Origin of the sequence: Caulobacter sp. AP07 (assembly GCF_000281955.1) — a bacterium.
Classification (GTDB): domain Bacteria; phylum Pseudomonadota; class Alphaproteobacteria; order Caulobacterales; family Caulobacteraceae; genus Caulobacter.
On sequence record NZ_AKKF01000066.1, the window covers coordinates 1 to 14,999 of the forward strand.

Annotated in this window: 11 protein-coding genes; 5 read left to right on the forward strand and 6 right to left on the reverse strand. The window is 69.0% G+C overall.

Annotated features, from left to right (window positions below; genetic code table 11):
- The 6 genes from PMI01_RS04820 to PMI01_RS04845 form a co-directional block, all read right to left on the reverse strand.
- Window positions 1–224, reverse strand: a 224-nt coding sequence (locus PMI01_RS04820; RefSeq protein ID WP_007663938.1) for a hypothetical protein, incomplete at its 3' end; no start/stop codon positions are given.
- Window positions 221–1,594, reverse strand: a complete 1,374-nt coding sequence (locus PMI01_RS04825) for a tetratricopeptide repeat protein (RefSeq protein ID WP_007663939.1) — start codon at window positions 1,592–1,594, stop codon at window positions 221–223. The genes PMI01_RS04820 and PMI01_RS04825, both read right to left, overlap by 4 nt.
- Window positions 1,595–1,649: 55 nt before the next feature.
- Entirely contained in the window at window positions 1,650–2,615 is a 966-nt protein-coding gene (locus PMI01_RS04830; protein ID WP_007663942.1) for an alpha/beta fold hydrolase, read from the reverse strand.
- An 84-nt stretch (window positions 2,616–2,699) separates the two neighbouring features.
- Window positions 2,700–4,886, reverse strand: coding sequence for a TonB-dependent receptor (locus PMI01_RS04835; RefSeq protein WP_007663946.1), 2,187 nt, complete (start codon window positions 4,884–4,886; stop codon window positions 2,700–2,702).
- Window positions 4,887–5,127: 241 nt separating this feature from the next.
- Complete coding sequence (locus PMI01_RS04840; RefSeq protein WP_007663947.1) at window positions 5,128–6,498, reverse strand: sensor histidine kinase; 1,371 nt, start codon at window positions 6,496–6,498, stop codon at window positions 5,128–5,130.
- Window positions 6,498–7,160 (reverse strand): response regulator transcription factor, encoded by a 663-nt coding sequence (locus PMI01_RS04845; protein ID WP_007663948.1) that lies wholly within the window; start codon window positions 7,158–7,160, stop codon window positions 6,498–6,500. The genes PMI01_RS04840 and PMI01_RS04845 overlap by 1 nt, the downstream gene beginning before the upstream one ends.
- Before the next feature lie 90 nt (window positions 7,161–7,250).
- On the opposite strand from PMI01_RS04845, the gene PMI01_RS04850 reads away from it, so the two are divergent.
- From PMI01_RS04850 to PMI01_RS04870, 5 genes are all read left to right on the forward strand, one after another.
- A complete protein-coding gene (locus PMI01_RS04850) occupies window positions 7,251–8,333 on the forward strand; it encodes an ABC transporter substrate-binding protein (RefSeq protein WP_007663949.1) in 1,083 nt (360 codons plus the stop codon).
- 19 nt (window positions 8,334–8,352) lie between these two features.
- Window positions 8,353–10,023 (forward strand): ABC transporter permease, encoded by a 1,671-nt coding sequence (locus PMI01_RS04855; RefSeq protein WP_007663952.1) that lies wholly within the window; start codon window positions 8,353–8,355, stop codon window positions 10,021–10,023.
- Window positions 10,016–11,071 (forward strand): ABC transporter ATP-binding protein, encoded by a 1,056-nt coding sequence (locus PMI01_RS04860; protein ID WP_007663953.1) that lies wholly within the window; start codon window positions 10,016–10,018, stop codon window positions 11,069–11,071. Before PMI01_RS04855 ends, PMI01_RS04860 begins: the two co-directional genes overlap by 8 nt.
- 335 nt (window positions 11,072–11,406) lie before the next feature.
- Complete coding sequence (locus tag PMI01_RS04865; protein WP_007663954.1) at window positions 11,407–14,256, forward strand: TonB-dependent receptor; 2,850 nt, start codon at window positions 11,407–11,409, stop codon at window positions 14,254–14,256.
- Window positions 14,257–14,309: 53 nt separating this feature from the next.
- A partial coding sequence (locus PMI01_RS04870) for a CocE/NonD family hydrolase (RefSeq protein ID WP_007663955.1) occupies window positions 14,310–14,999 on the forward strand: 690 nt, incomplete at its 3' end.

Sequence of the window (14,999 nt, forward strand, 5' to 3'; positions counted from 1 at the left end):
GGCTTGACCGCGCCCGCCGCGTCCAGCCGGACCAGGCCTTCGAAGATGTTGGCGTAGACCACCTCGTCGGTGGCGACCGCCGCGCCCGAGGTCGGGTCGAGGTTGGGCGGTTCCAGCTGCAGGGCCAGGGTCAGGCTGTCCTTGGCCAGGGCCGGGCTGGCCGCGCCCGCCAGGAGCAGGGCTGCGGCGGCGAGGAGCGCGCTGACGAACCTTGGAAGTCTCACGCCAGGGCCGCCAGGCGCTGTGTCACGCGGGCGCGGGCCTTGGCCGCCTCGTCCGGCAGGCCCAGGCGGTCATAGACCTCGGCCAGCGCCCGGTTGACCGGCACGCCATCGGGATCGAAGCCGCGCCGCAGCTCCAGCGCCTGCTGGGCCTCGGACAACCGGCCGGAGCGGATCGTCGCGTCCAGGGTGACCTGCTCGAAGAAGTCGCGCTGGGCGTGGCTGCCGCCGACCTCGATCATCCGGGGCAGGGCGGCGCGCAGGCCGCGCACGGCGGCCTCGAAGTCGCCCCGGGCATAGGCGACCAGGCCCTCGGCGGCGGGCAGGGCGGCGTCGCGCCAGGCTTCCCGCGTGAAGTCCGGGGCGGTGGTCGCCACGCGACGCACGGCCTCCAGCAGGGGATCGGCCTCGGCTCGACCTGCCCGAGCCAGCCCGTAGAGATATTGCAGGGTCAGGAACGGCTGGACCACGTCCTCGCCACGCCGGGCCAGGTGCTCGGCGACATCGTCCCAGCGGTTACCCACGTCGACGCCGGCCAGCTCCAGTCGGGCCAGCAGCGACACCGCGCCGACCTGGTCCTGGGAATAGTCCTTCTCCTGCGTCCAGCAGTGCCGGTCATAGGCGTCCAGGGCCTCATCGAACCGGCCTTGGCTCAGATAGAACAGGGCCAGGTGCCACCACAGATGGGTGTCCATGAACGAGTTCAGGCCCGTCCAGGTGTCGCGCACGCCCTCGAGGAAGGCCGCGCCCTCGTCGATGCGGCCTTGGGTGAGCATCACGTGGGCCAGGGCGTGCTGCGCCCACGGCTCCTTGCGCTTCAGGTCCAGCGCTCGCCGGGCGGAGGCCTCGGCCTCGTCCAGCAGGTGGCACTGCTCGTAGGCGAAGGCCAGCATGCCGTGCCAGTAGGCGACGTCGGTATTGGCCCGCGCCACCGAGGCGGCGGCGCGCAGCATGGCGGGGAAGTCGCCGCGATTGAAGTCGTGGTACTGGCGCAGCTTGAGGATCAGCAGGTCGCGCGGCCAGGCGGCCAGGATCTGGTCGGCGATCTCCAGCGCCCGGGGAATGTTGTCCTCGGCCCAGGCGGTCGCGAAGTCGACGATGGCCTGTTCGCGCGGATGGGCGCCGGCCCGCGCCGCCCGGGCCCGGGCGAGATAGGGCGCGGCGCGGCCCGGGCCTTCGGGCGACTCCAGCAGCAGCCACAGCACGCCGGCATAGGCGTTGAGCAGGGCGCTCTCCGGATCGGCCTCGGCCGCCGCCAGCACGTTCGCCGCCCGGGTCTCGTAGGCCAGGAAGCCGTCGACGAAGTCGCTCACCGCCGCCAGCGAGGCGTCGGTCGTGACGGAGACGGGATTGCCCAGAAGATCGACGCGCATGGGGATACTCTAACCAGCCGAACCGGACGCGCCAGCGATGGCGCGCCGTTTGGCTTCACTTGCCAGGATGGGCCGTCAGGAACGCCGCCACGTCGTCGGCCGAGCGTTGCGGGATCTCGACCTGCGGCAGGTGGCCGACCTTGGGATAGATGATCAGCGTCGCGCCGGGGATGGCCTCGGCGAACTTGTGGGCGCTGGCCACCTCGATCAGCGGATCGGTCTCGCCCCACAGCACCAGGGTCGGGACCTTGATCGTCGACAGGACCGCCTTGGTCGCCTGGCTGTGCTTGCCCGGCAGGATCGACATCAGGATGGCGCGGTGGCCCGGCGCGCGCTGAAGTTCGGCCCAGCGGTCGATGAAGGCGTCGGTGATCACGGCCGGATCGCCGACCTCGCCGCGCAGACCGGTGCGGATCAGCGGCTTGTTGTCGATCGAGCGCAGGAAGGCCCGGCCCCAGGAATATTTCAGCAGCTTGAAGGGCAGCGGCGGCTTCTTCAGCGTCTCGGCCGGCCAGCCGGCGGCGTCGGCCAGGACCAGGGCGTCCAGGCGGTCGGGATAGCGCACGGCCGTCTGCCAGGCGACGCCGCCGCCCATCGAGTTGCCGGCGATGGCGAATTTCGGCAGGGCCAGCCTGGCGGCCAGGGCGTCGATCAGGTCGGCGAAGCCGTCGGCGGTGGCGACATAGCCGGCCGGGGCGCGGGTCAGGCCGTGGCCCGGCAGGTCGACGGTGATGATCCGGTAGCGGTCGCCGAGCCGGGCGACCCAGCCTTCCCACGAGAAGTGCGAGTCGCCGAAGCCGTGGACCAGCACCAGCACCGGCCCGTCGGCCTTGCCCTCGTCCTTGTAGTGCAGGTGAACGCCGCCCGGCAGGTCGGCATAGTGCGAGGCGGGGGTGGCGTACTTGGCCTCAAGCGTCTCGTAGGGAATGTCGGGTCCGCGCAACAGCAGCCAGCCGACGAAGCCGGCCAGAACCACCACGGCCACCAGGCCGCCCAGGATCAGCAACAGGGTCTTGATCATCGCGAACGTTCCGAAAGGACGACTTGAACTTGAACAGTGTCATGCCGGACCGCCCAGGGGGGAGATCCGGCATGAGGACGGGGACTAGAACGCGTAGCTGGCCCGCACGCCATAGGTCGCGGGACGGCCGGCCGCCCCGACCTTGGCCGAGGTCAGGAAGTAGTTGCGGGTCACGTCGTACTTCTCGTTGAAGATGTTGCGGCCCCACAGGCCCAGGCTCCACGGCCCGTCCTTGGGCTGGATCGTCAGGTTGGCGTTGGCCAGCCAGTAGGACGCCACGGTGAATTCCGTGCCCAGGAACGACGGCGCCTTGTCGCGATAGGCGTAGTCGGTGGCGGCCTGGACGTCGAAGTTACCGACCGCCCAGGTGTAGCTGACCGTCCCGCCATAGCTGATGCGCGGGAAGTCCAGCGCCACGCCCGACTTGTCGATGGTCTGGCCCGTCCAGAGACCGGTGACCGGGTTCTTGACCACCGAGCTGGCGTCGACGTCGTCGAAGGTCTTGTACGAGCCCTTCTTGTAGCTGGCCGTCTGGGTGATCTGCAGGCCGTGGAACGGGGTCCACTGCAGCTCCAGTTCGCCGCCGTAGATCTCGGACTTCGGCGCGTTGGTGATCCGGCCGATGGCGCCGTTGGTGGGATTGATGACCACGCCCAGCACCTGCTGGTTGCGGTAGTCGTAGTAGAAGACCGAGCCGTTCAGGCGCAGGTTGCGGGCCAGGTCGCCCTTGAAGCCGGCCTCGTAGGCCCAGAGGACCTCGGGCTTGAAGGCGTTGATCTGGTCGGACTGGGGTGAGTTGTAGACGGTGAAGCCGCCCGACTTCACGCCGCGGCTGACATTGGCGTAGAGCAGGACGTTGTCGTCGGCCTGGAACTCGACCCCGGCCTTGCCCGACAGTTCGTTGAGCGAGGTGTGGCGGTCGCCGTTGTTGAACAGCGGCGCGCCGCCGATCTTGGTGGCGAAGTTCTCCAGGTCGCGCTCTTCGTGCTCGTAGCGCAGGCCCAGGATCGCCTTCAGGCGCGGGGTGAGGCTGTATTCGGCCTGGCCAAAGCCGCTGATCGACTCGACCTTCTGGCGGTAGGAGGTGTTGGTGATGAAGCCCAGGCTCTGGCTGAAGTCGGTCAGGAACGTCTCGTCCAGCGTCTGGCGGCTGTAATAGGCGCCGGCCACCCAGTTCAGCGGTCCCGCGTCCTTGGAGGCCAGGCGCACCTCCTGCGAATAGACATCGACGTCGCTGCCCCAGAACGTGTCGGATTCCGAGGTCGGCTTGGCGTCCCAGTCGTTCAGTTCGCGGCGCTTGAGCTTTTCGTACGAACTGATGCTGGTCAGCTTGGCGAAGCCCAGGTCGACATTGGCGGTGATCGAGGCGCCGCCGGATTCGTTGTCGCGCTGCGGCTTGGCGCCGGGCGACACGCCCGCCAGGGCGGCGAAGGTCGAGGAGACGCCCCAGCCGGTGGCGTTGTACCGGGTGTCGCCGGCCTGGCCGGGAACGTTGAGCAGGTAGAGGCCCTGACCGTCGGACTTGTCGCGGCCGTAGTGGGCGCTGAGCAGAACGTCGACCTTGTCGCTCGCGGTCCAGTCCAGCTGGCCACGGACGGCCGAGCGGTCGGCGTCGCCGAGCTTCTGGCCGGTGACGCGGTTCTTCTGCCAGGCGCCGCCCTGTTCGGTCACGGCCGACAGGCGGCCCTTCAGGGTGTCGCTGATCGGGCCGGAGACGAAACCCTCGACCTTGGCGCTGTCGAACCGGCCGTACTCGGCGGTGATCCCGGCCGACAGATGGTCGGTGGGGCGGTTGGTGATGAAGTTGATCGCGCCGCCGGTCGTGTTGCGGCCGTACAGCGTGCCTTGCGGGCCGCGCAGCACTTCCACCCGGTCGATGTCGTAGAGCACGCCCTGGGTGGCGGCCGGCACCGGATAGGCGACCTCGTCGACATAGACGCCGACGGTCGGGGTGTTGTTGGTGGCGTAGTCGTCGAAGCCGACGCCGCGCAGGCGGAACTGCGGCTGGCCGCCGCCGAAGGCCGGAACGACCTCCAGGCTGGGGGTCTGGTACTGCAGCTGGTTGACGTTGGTCACGCCGCGGGCCGAGAGCTGCTCGCCCGACAGCACCGACAGCGCCACGCCGACGTCCTGGGCCGACTGTTCGCGACGCTGGGCGGTGACGATCACCTGCTCCAGTTCGCTGTTGTCGGTCGCCTGGGCGTAGGCCCCGGCCGCGAGGGCCGCGCCGATGGCGCCGGCCGCGGTTCCGATGAGAAGGCGCTTGATCACTGAACTATCCCCTATGACGGCGCCGCATGGTCTTGAGCCAAAGGGCGAGACGCCGATTTCAATTCGTGGCGGCGCAACACCTATCTTTTCAGTAGGGATTGAAAACCGAGTTTTTCTGTCGCCTCAGCCAAGCTTCTCTATCGGCGCCAGCTCCGCGCAAACCCCATTCAGACAAGGCCTTGAACGTAGAGTTGCGCGCATTTTTGTGCACTGCAACCCTTGGGCGGTCGGACGCGCGCGCCTATTCCGCGCGAGGCAGGGTGACCCGGACCGTGAAGCCCTTGGACGCGGGCGGGACGACGATCACCGCCGCGCCGCCACTGCGTTCCGCCAGGGCCCTGACGATCGACAGGCCCAGTCCGCTGCCGGGCGCCTCGGCGTCGGGCGCGCGATGGAAGCGTTCGAACAGGCGCTCGGCGGCCTCGGGCGGAACGGCGGGGCCGTCGTCGGCGACTTCGACCACGGCCAAATCGGCCTCGGCGCTCACCGTGACCACGATCCGCTCGCCGCCGTAGCGGACGGCGTTGTCGACCAGGTTCTCCAGGATCTGTTCGATCAAGGTCGCCGACATGGCCACCCAGACGTCCTGCTCGGGGCCACGGTAGCTGACGCTCTTGCGATCGAGGTCGGCCTGAAGCCGCGCCAGGTCCCGCCGGACGGTCAGGGCCAGGTCGGCGTGCTCCAGGGCCGACTGGTCCGCGACGTCGGCGCGGGCCAGGGCCAGCAGCTGTTCCAGCAGGCGTTGCAGCCGGTTGACGCCGTCCAGCACGTCGGCCAGCGAGTCCTGGTCTTCCTGGCTGCGGTCGCGACGGCGGCCCATGACGCCGAGGTGGACCTTCATCACCGCCAGGGGCGTGCGGATCTGATGCGACGCGTCGGCCGTGAACCGGCGCATGCCTTCGACGGCCTGGTCCAGCTGGGCGAGGAGACCGTTGAACGCCCCGACCACCGGCGTCAGTTCGCCCGGCACGTGGTCGAGCCGCAGCGGCGTGAAATCGAGATCCGTCGACACCGACCTCTGGGCCAGCTCTCGACGCAGGGCGTCGAGCGGCCGCAGGCCCCAGCGCGCCGCCGGCCAGATCAGCAGGGCGACCAGGGCCACCAGCACCGCCTCGACCAGGCCCAGGCTGGCCAGCAGGGTGTTACGGGCCGCGAGCCGGGAATCCAGGGTCTGGGCGACGGAGACGATCACCGGCGCGGCCACGCCGGGCACGTGACGGGCCTCGGCCGCCTGCCGCACCATCACGCCCTTGTAGCGGACGGTCCTGAAGGTCGGCTTGCGGGAGGCGATGGCGGCGCGGTCGAAGTCCGGAAGGTCGCGATAGCCGGTCAGCACGCGGCCGCCCTGGCGGACATTGTAGTAGACGCTGTCGCGCTGGGGGCTGTCGAGCAGCCCCAGCGACCAGGGCGGCAGGTCGACCCAGACCTTGTCGTTCTCGACCGTGATGCTCTCGGCGATCGCCCGGACCGAGCCGGCCAGCAGGCGGTCGGAGCTGTAGTCCACCACCCGCTGCGTCACCCAGGCGCCGCCGACCCCGACGATGAGCGCCGAGACGATCAGCGGCACGACCAGCGCCAGCAGCAGCCGCGCGGTGAGCGAGCGAAGACGCATCAAGCCGTTTCGAGGACATAGCCTTGGCCGCGCAGGGTCAGGATCCTGGGGCCATCCGGTTCCAGCTTGCGACGCACGCGGCCGACATAGAGGTCCAGGGCGTTGGGGCCGATCTCGTCGTCGTGGCCGAAGATCTCGCCGGTCAGCCGGGTGCGCGGCACCACCTTGCCGACGTTCGAGGCGAGGATCAGCAGCAGGGTGTGCTCGCGCCGCCGCAGGGCCAGGTCGCGGTCCAGCACGCGGGCCCGGGCGCTGTTGCGCTCGACCACCAGGTTGCCGACGGTGACGGATGGGGAGGGGTCTCCGCCCCGGCGGCGGCCCAGGGCGCGCAGGCGGGCGGCCAGCTCCTCCGGCTCGAACGGCTTGAGCATGTAGTCGTCGGCGCCCAGGTCCAGGCCGGTGATCCGGTCCTTCAGGGCGTCACGGGCGGTCAGCAGCAGCAGCGGCGTGCGGTTGCCCGCCCGGCGCAGCTGGGCCAGCACCTCGAAGCCGCTGACGTCGGGCAGGCCGACGTCCAGGACGATCACCGCATAGGGCTCGGACGATTCGTCGAGCGCCGACTCACCGGTCTGCACCCAATCGACGGTGAACCCTTCGGACTTCAGGAACGCCACGACACCACGGCCCAGCGCCTTGTCATCCTCGACGACAAGAATGCGCATCGGAAACTCCACGACAGGACCGTGACAGGGAGCCTCATCTAACGTTGTCTCAACAATAACGACAAGGGAGCGACGAAAGGTCGGTTCGGGATGCTTCGGTTTTTCTCCAGTCTTTGCCTGACCCTGTCGCTCGGCCTCGCCGCCTGCGCGCCCGCCGCGACGTCGGTGGACCACGCCGCGCACAAGGGCGACGACCTGGTCCGCGCGGCCAGGGCGGAAGGGACGCTGAGCATCTACGCCAACACCGACGCTTCCGAAGTCGCCGCCGTCCTCGACGCCTTCAAGGTTCGCTACCCCGGCATCGCCATCGACTACGCCGACCAGAACTCGACCGAGCTCTACAGCCGCTTCATCGCCGAGACCGCCGCCCACCAGGGCACGGCGGACCTGGTCTGGAGCTCGGCGATGGACCTGCAGATCAAGCTGATCAACGACGGCTACGCCCAGAGCTACGTGTCGGCCGAGAAGGGGGCCATTCCCGACTGGGCGGTGTGGAAGGACCAGGGCTACGGCGTCACCGCCGAGCCGATCGTCATCGCCTACAACAAGCGCCTGCTCAGCCCCGACCGGGCGCCCCACAGCCATGCCGAACTGCGGCGCATGCTGGAGGCCGATCCCCAGGCCTTCGAGGCCAAGATCGGCACGTACGACCCCGAGCGGTCGGGGGTGGGTTTCCTCTACTATTCGCAGGATCGCCTGGCCTCGGCCGAGAGCATGGACCTGTACCGGGCGATCGGCGCTGCCTCGCCCAAGCTCTACACCTCGACCGGCGCCCTGATGGAGCGGGTGGCCTCGGGCGAGCACCTGATCGCCTACAACATGATCGGGTCCTACGCCCTGGAGCGCCAGCACAAGGACCCGTCGCTGGGGGTGATCTTCCCGTCCGACTACACGCTGGTGATGTCGCGGATCGCCTTCGTGGCCGCCGACGCGCGCCATCCCAACGCCGCCAAGCTGTTCCTCGACTTCCTGCTGTCGCGCCAGGGCCAGGAACTGCTGGCCAAGCGCAGCCTGCAGCCGGTGCGCACCGACCTGAACGGCGGCGGCGTGCAGCGACCGGCCGTCGACGCGGCCCGGCCGATCGAGGTCGGGCCCGCCCTGCTGGCCAATCTCGACGAGATGCGCCGGCTTCGCCTGCTCATGGACTGGCGCGACGCCATCCACGGCCGCTGACAGACGAGAAACAGTTCCCATGGATCGTAAGCTGCGCATCGGCGTCGTCGTCGGCACGACCCTCGCCGTCCTGGCGCCCCTGCTGCTGGTGGTCTGGCAAAGCCTGCTGACCGGGCCGTTCTTCGCGCGGGGCGTGACGCTCAGCGGCCGCGCCTTCCTGTTCGTGTTCTCCGACGGCGACTTCTGGTCGGCCCTGGCCAATTCCAGCCTGGTGGCGGCGGGGATGACGCTGATCGCCACGCCGGTCGGCGCCATGCTGGCCTTCCTGCTGACCCGCACCGACCTGCCGGGCCGGCGCTGGATCGAGCCGCTGATCCTGGCCCCGATGTTCATTTCGTCCCTGGTGCTGGCCTTCGGCTTCGTGGTCGCCTTCGGGCCGGTGGGGGTGGTCAGCCTGTGGGCGCGCGACCTGTTCGGGGTGGTGCCCTGGAACCTCTATTCGATGCCGTCGCTGATCCTGATCGCCGGCCTGACCCATGTACCGCACGTCTATCTCTACGCGTCCTCGGCCCTGCGGAACCTGGGCTCGGACGTCGAGGAGGCGGCGCGGTCGACCGGGGCCGGGCCGCTGCGGGTGGCGCTGACCATCAGCCTGCCGATGATCCGGCCCAGCCTGCTCTATGCCAGCGTCCTGGTGTTCTTCCTGGGGTTCGAGCTGTTCGGCCTGCCGCTGGTGCTGGCCGACCCGCAGGGCCGGCTGGTGCTGGCGACCTATCTCTACAAGCTGACCAACATCCTGGGCGTGCCGTCCTACCAGCTGATGGCGGTGGTGGTGCTGGTGATCGTCGCCATCGCCCTGCCGCTGGTCTTCCTGCAGCGCAAGCTGCTGGCGGCCGCCGACCGCTATGTCAGCGTCAAGGGCAAGGCCACCAATCCCAAGCCGATCTCGATCGGCGCCTGGCGCTGGCCGGCCGTGGCCTTCATCTGCGCCTGGCTGCTGTTCACGGTGATCTGCCCGGTCCTGGCCCTGGTGCTGCGCGCCTTCGTGTCGTCGTGGGGCGAGGGGGTCAATCCGCTGGCCATGCTGACCCTGGACAACTTCCGGCAGGTGGCGGCCTATCCCAGCCTGGTGCGTGGGGTGGTCAACACCCTGCTGATCGCCTCGGTGGGCGGGGCGGCGGCGGTCTGCCTCTACGCCCTGATCAGCCTGGCGGCGCACCGCTGGCGCTCGGGCTGGGCGACCCTGCTGGACTATGTGGTGCTGCTGCCCCGGGCCATGCCGGGCATCATCGCCGGCCTGGCGGTGTTCTGGGTGTTCCTGTTCTTCCCGCCGCTGCAGCCGTTCCGCGCCACCCTGCTGAGCCTGTGGGCGGCCTATACCCTGGTGTGGATGGCCTATGGCATGCGCCTGGTCTCGGCCAGCCTGCTGCAGATCGGGCCCGAACTGGAGGAGGCCGGACGGGTGACCGGCGGCGGGCCGGCCCGGGTCAGTTTCGACATCACCCTGCCGCTGGTGAAGGCCGGGCTGGTCGGCGCCTGGCTGCTGATCTTCGTCACCTTCCTGCGTGAGTATTCGACGGGCGTCTATCTGCTCAGCCCCGGGACCGAGGTGATCGGCTCCCTGCTGGTTTCGCAATGGGCGACCGGCGCCGTCGACATCGTCGTCGCCCTCTCCACCATCAATATCGCGATGGTGTTGGGCGGCCTGTTCCTGATCGCTTTGTTTCAACGGAAGGCCCGGAATGGCTGAGCTCGTCGCCCAAGACATTCATGTGCGCTACGGCAAGAACGACGTCCTCAAGGGGGTCAGCGCGCGGTTCGGCGACGGCGAGATCGTGGCGCTGCTCGGGCGTTCGGGATCGGGCAAGTCGACCTTGCTGCGGGCCATCGCCGGGCTGGAGACCCCGGTCTCCGGACGCATCACCGTGGCCGACCGCGTGCTGTTCGACTCCGAGGCGAAGGTCAACCTGCCGCCGGAAGCCCGTGAACTGGGCCTGGTGTTCCAGTCCTACGCCCTGTGGCCGCACAAGACGGTGGCGGCCAACGTCGCCTATCCGCTGAAGCTGCGGAAGCGGCCGGCCGCCGAGATCGACCAGGCCGTCAGCGAGGTCCTGGCCGGGGTCGGCCTGGAGGCCTATGCCGCCCGCTATCCCAGCGAATTGAGCGGCGGCCAGCAGCAGCGCGTCGCCCTGGCCCGCGCCCTGGTCTACAGCCCGCCGCTGATCCTGCTGGACGAGCCGCTGTCCAACCTCGACGCCAAGCTGCGCGAGGAGGCCCGCCTGTTCATCCGCGAGGTGATCAAGACCCGCAAGCTGACGGCGGTGTTCGTCACCCACGACCAGGTCGAGGCGATGGCGATCGCCGACCGCATCATGCTGCTGGACCAGGGCCGCATCGTCCAGCAGGGCGCGCCCGAGGCGCTCTACAGCCAGCCCGAAAGCCTGTTCGTGGCCGACTTCATGGGGGTCAACAACCGGGTCGAAGGCAAGATCGTCGCGCGCGGCGAAGGCCTGGTCCAGATCGCCGTCGGCGACCAGCGGCTGTGGGGCGTGGACAAGACCGACGGTCGCTCGGACGCCGGCACGGGCCTGGTGCGGGTGGAGCAGGTCGGGGTCGGCGAAGGCCAGGGCGACAACCATATCCAGGCCGCGCTCGAGACCTCGCTCTATCTCGGCGGTCGCTGGGAACATGTCTTCCGCGCGCCGGGCGGAGCACGGGTTCGGGCCGAGACACAACGTCCGCTGGCGCCGGCCGCCTATGCTCTCCATGTGCCGCGCGAGCATTTGTGGGTCTTCTAGGTCACGGCCGCGACAAGATCGGCGACGCCACCGGCCAGACCCCGCGCGTTGACCAGTCTCGCGGGATGCGCGCGGTCGGATGGGTTTAGTCAAGCTGCTGAATTAATTGATATATCTACGCGACTTCGCGCGCCGTGGTGACGTTCTGCACGGCAAAACGCCGCCGACCAAAACCTCGCCCCTTTTTCGGGGCGCGACAGTATTACGACAGGTATCGGCTCCTAAGCTCCGTGCAATGCCGAAGAACGGTGGGTGAACCACCCGGGGGCGGCGGCCGTCAGAAAAACGACGGCGAGCAGATATCGCGCACGCGCGCTGAACGAGGGGAGAGTTCGATGAAAACTGTATCGGGGATATTCGCGACCGTATCGGCGGTCGCGCTGCTGTCCGGCGTTCCGGGCCTGGCCCATGCCCAGGCCACCGCGCCGGCCGGTCCGGAAGCCGTCTCCGACAGCGAACTGGTCGAGGCCGTCATCGTCACCGGCTCGCGGATCCGCAAGGACGCCAGCGCCGTCGGGCCGCTGCTGACCCTGACCAGCCAGGACATCGCCCAGGCGGCCCCGACCTCGGTCGGCGACATCCTGCAGAAGCTGCCCAGCGTCGGCGTCAGCCTCAACTCCAACGGCTCGCAAGGCACCTCCTACGGCGTCAGCGCCATCAACCTGCGCTACCTGGGCAGCGCCGAGGGCAGCGGCAACCGCACCCTGGTGCTGGTCGACGGTCACCGCTGGGTCAACGCCGCCGGCGGCCGCAGCTTCCGCGACTTCGTCGACCTGAACACCGTGCCCCTGGGCATCGTCGACAATATCGAGGTGCTGAAGGACGGCGCCTCGGCCATCTACGGCGCCGACGCCATCGCCGGCGTGGTCAACATCCACACCAAGACCAAGGTCGAGGGCTTCGAGCTCAACGCCCGGATCGGCGCGACCGACCGTGGCGACAACGAGAACTACAGCGGCTACCTCAACTGGGGCAAAAGCTTCGACCGGGGTTCGGTGCTGCTGTCGGGCAGCTACAGCAAGACCAAGCCGATCCTGACCGCCGACCGGTCGCTCACGGTGCGGGCCTTCACGCCCCTGACCGCGCCGCCGCCCAGCCCCACCGGCCTGTTCGCCCTGCCGGGCCTGGCCAACAACGCCTATTTCGGCACGGGCGCGAGCTTCGCCACCACGGCCGGGGTGATCACCCCGATCCCGGGCGTGACGTCGATCGGCGCGGGCTCGCTGGCCGACAACGCCTTCCGCGTCGCCAGCCTGCCGGCCGACGACTACAACCCGATCACCCAGGGCCTCTACGCCAGCGGTCCCAGCGAACGGGCCGGGTTCTTCGGCCGCCTGACCTACGACCTGACCGACAACGTCACCCTGAAGGTCGAAGGGCTCTACAATCGCCGCCGGTCCAGCCAGGTGTTCCGCCCGGTTCTGCTGGACATCCGCGGGTCCAACGGCATCTCGATCGCCAACAACCAGGCCTACAACCCGTTCGGCACGGCCAACGGCGTGCCGCTGGCCAACGCCCTGGCGTTCTCGGGCAGCAGCTTCCGGATCCAGCGCTACGCGCCCGACGTCGGCCTGCTGGCCAGCTACCAGACGGTGGAGACCTCGCGGTTCGCCGCCGGCCTGGACGGCCATTTCGAACTGGCCGGCGAATGGCGCTGGGACGCCTACTATTCGCACTCCAAGAACAAGGCCTCGTTCCTCAGCACGGCCGGAATCAACTACGAGCACGTCAAGAACGCCCTGGCCTCGCCCGCCACCTGCGCGGCGGCGGCCGGCTGCGTGCCGCTGAACATCTTCGGCCAGATCACCCCGGAAATGGCCAACTACATCCGCTATGACGGCACCGACCGGAACGGGGCCACCCAGGACGATTTCTCGGCCAACATCTCGCGCGACCTGTTCACCCTGCCGGCCGGCCCGCTGGGCTTCGCGGCCGGCTACGAATACCGCAAGGAGTCGGCCTATTCCGTGCCCGACGCCTTCTCCTCGTCGGTCTCCACCGTGTTGCCCCTGATCAGCGGCTCGCCCCAGACCCCCACCGGCGGCACGCCCGCCGACCCGACCCGCGGCTCCTACGACCTGCACGAGGTCTATGGCGAAGTCAGCGTGCCGGTGCTGAAGGACCTGCCGGGCGTCTATCGCCTCGAGGTCGACGGCGCGGTGCGCTACTCGAAATATTCGTCGTTCGGGGGCAAGGCGACCACCAAGATCGGCGTGGCCTATCGTCCCGTCGAGGACGTGCTGCTGCGCGGCACCTTCTCGCAGGGCTTCCGCGCGCCCTCGATCCTGGAGCTCTATCAGAGCCCGCGCGGCCAGAACTTCGTCGGCGTCGACCCGTGCAACGGCGGCGGGGCGGGCAAGACCGGCTGCGCCGGCGTTCCGGTCTCCTACAACCAGGCCCAGTTCAACGGCGGCCTGATCGCCGGCCTGACCTCGGGCAACGCCGACCTCAAGCCGGAAACCGCCGACACCTACAGCGTCGGCGTCGCCCTGACCCCGTCGCAGTTGCCCGGCTTCTCGCTGACCGTCGACTGGTTCGAGATCAAGGTCGCCAACGCCATCGCGTCGCAGACCGCGACCCAGGTGCTCAACACCTGCGCCAACACCGGGGCGTTCTGCAACCTGGTGGAACGGCAGTCGACCGGCGAGATCTCGCGCCTGACCCAGGCGGTGGTCAATCTGAGCCGCATCGAGGTCTCGGGCGTCGACGCCACGGCGCGCTATGTGGTCACCAACGACCTGGGCCGGTTCGAGGCCTCGATCGACGTTTCCTATCTCGACAAGTTCCGCACCTTCATCCCGCAGCCGGACGGCACGACCGTGGTCGACGACCGAGCCGGCAAGTCGGACCAGCCGCGCTCGACCTTCCCGCACTGGAAGGGCCAGGCCGGCCTGCGCTATTCGAAGGGCGATTTCGACGGCGGCTGGAAGGTTCGCTACATCGGCAAGAGCGACGACATCGCCAACAACGCCGTCAACGGCGGCACGACCAAGGCGATCTTCTACAACGACCTGCAGGTCGGCTACACCGTGCCCGACACCCAGGTCAGCCTGGGCCTGGGCATCGACAACGTGTTCGACAAGATGCCGCCGCCCTCGGCCGCCAACAACCCGATCAACTTCGACATCTATACCTATGATGTCCGGGGTCGTTACCTCTACGGCCGCGTCTCGGCCAAGTTCTAGTTCTGAACAGGACCGGTCCGCCTGATGGCGGGCCGGTCGCAAGGAGCCGCCTCGTGACCGCTGACCGCCTCTACAGCCGCAGAACCCTGGGCCGGATGGCCGCCGCCCTGGGCCTGTTGGCCTCGACGCGGGCCCTGGCCGGCGACGACCTCTACGACGTGGTCCTCGAAAGCGACGTCGGGGTGTCGACGCGCGACGGCGTGCGGCTGGCCACCGACATCTATCGGCCGGCCCGGGACGGCAAGGTCGTCGCGGGGCGCTTCCCGGTGATCATGGAACGCACGCCCTACGGCCGCGACGCGGCCAGCTTCCGCGACATCACCGCCACCAACCGCACGCCCAAGACCCGGGCCGAACTGGCCGCCGTCTTCGTGCGGCACGGCTATGTGGTGATCTTCCAGGACTGCCGGGGCCGCCACGGCTCGGGCGGCGAGTTCGTCAAATATCTGCGCGAGGGGGCCGACGGCTACGACGTCTGCGCCTGGATCGTCGCCCAGCCGTGGAGCGACGGCAAGATCGGCATGATCGGCGCCTCCTACGCCGCCCACACCCAGGCGGCCCTGGGCTGCCTGAACCCGCCGGGCCTGAAGGCGCTCTATCTCGACTGCGGCGGCTTCTCCAACGCCTTCCAGGGCGGCATCCGCCAGGGCGGGGCCTTCGAGCTCAAGCAGGTGACCTGGGCCTACAACCAGGGCCTGGAGAGCCCGGAACTGCAGAAGGACCCGCTGCGGCTGGGCGCCGCG

What these genes read in the sequence shown, in the direction of transcription:
- PMI01_RS04825 (WP_007663939.1), bottom strand. Translation starts at nt 1,594, where the DNA reads ATGCGCGTCGATCTTCTGGGCAATCCCGTCTCCGTCACGACCGACGCC.
- PMI01_RS04830 (WP_007663942.1), bottom strand. Translation starts at nt 2,615, where the DNA reads ATGATCAAGACCCTGTTGCTGATCCTGGGCGGCCTGGTGGCCGTGGTG.
- PMI01_RS04840 (WP_007663947.1), bottom strand. Translation starts at nt 6,498, where the DNA reads ATGCGTCTTCGCTCGCTCACCGCGCGGCTGCTGCTGGCGCTGGTCGTG.
- PMI01_RS04845 (WP_007663948.1), bottom strand. Translation starts at nt 7,160, where the DNA reads ATGCGCATTCTTGTCGTCGAGGATGACAAGGCGCTGGGCCGTGGTGTC.
- PMI01_RS04850 (WP_007663949.1), top strand. Translation starts at nt 7,251, where the DNA reads ATGCTTCGGTTTTTCTCCAGTCTTTGCCTGACCCTGTCGCTCGGCCTC.
- PMI01_RS04855 (WP_007663952.1), top strand. Translation starts at nt 8,353, where the DNA reads ATGGATCGTAAGCTGCGCATCGGCGTCGTCGTCGGCACGACCCTCGCC.
- PMI01_RS04860 (WP_007663953.1), top strand. Translation starts at nt 10,016, where the DNA reads ATGGCTGAGCTCGTCGCCCAAGACATTCATGTGCGCTACGGCAAGAAC.
- PMI01_RS04865 (WP_007663954.1), top strand. Translation starts at nt 11,407, where the DNA reads ATGAAAACTGTATCGGGGATATTCGCGACCGTATCGGCGGTCGCGCTG.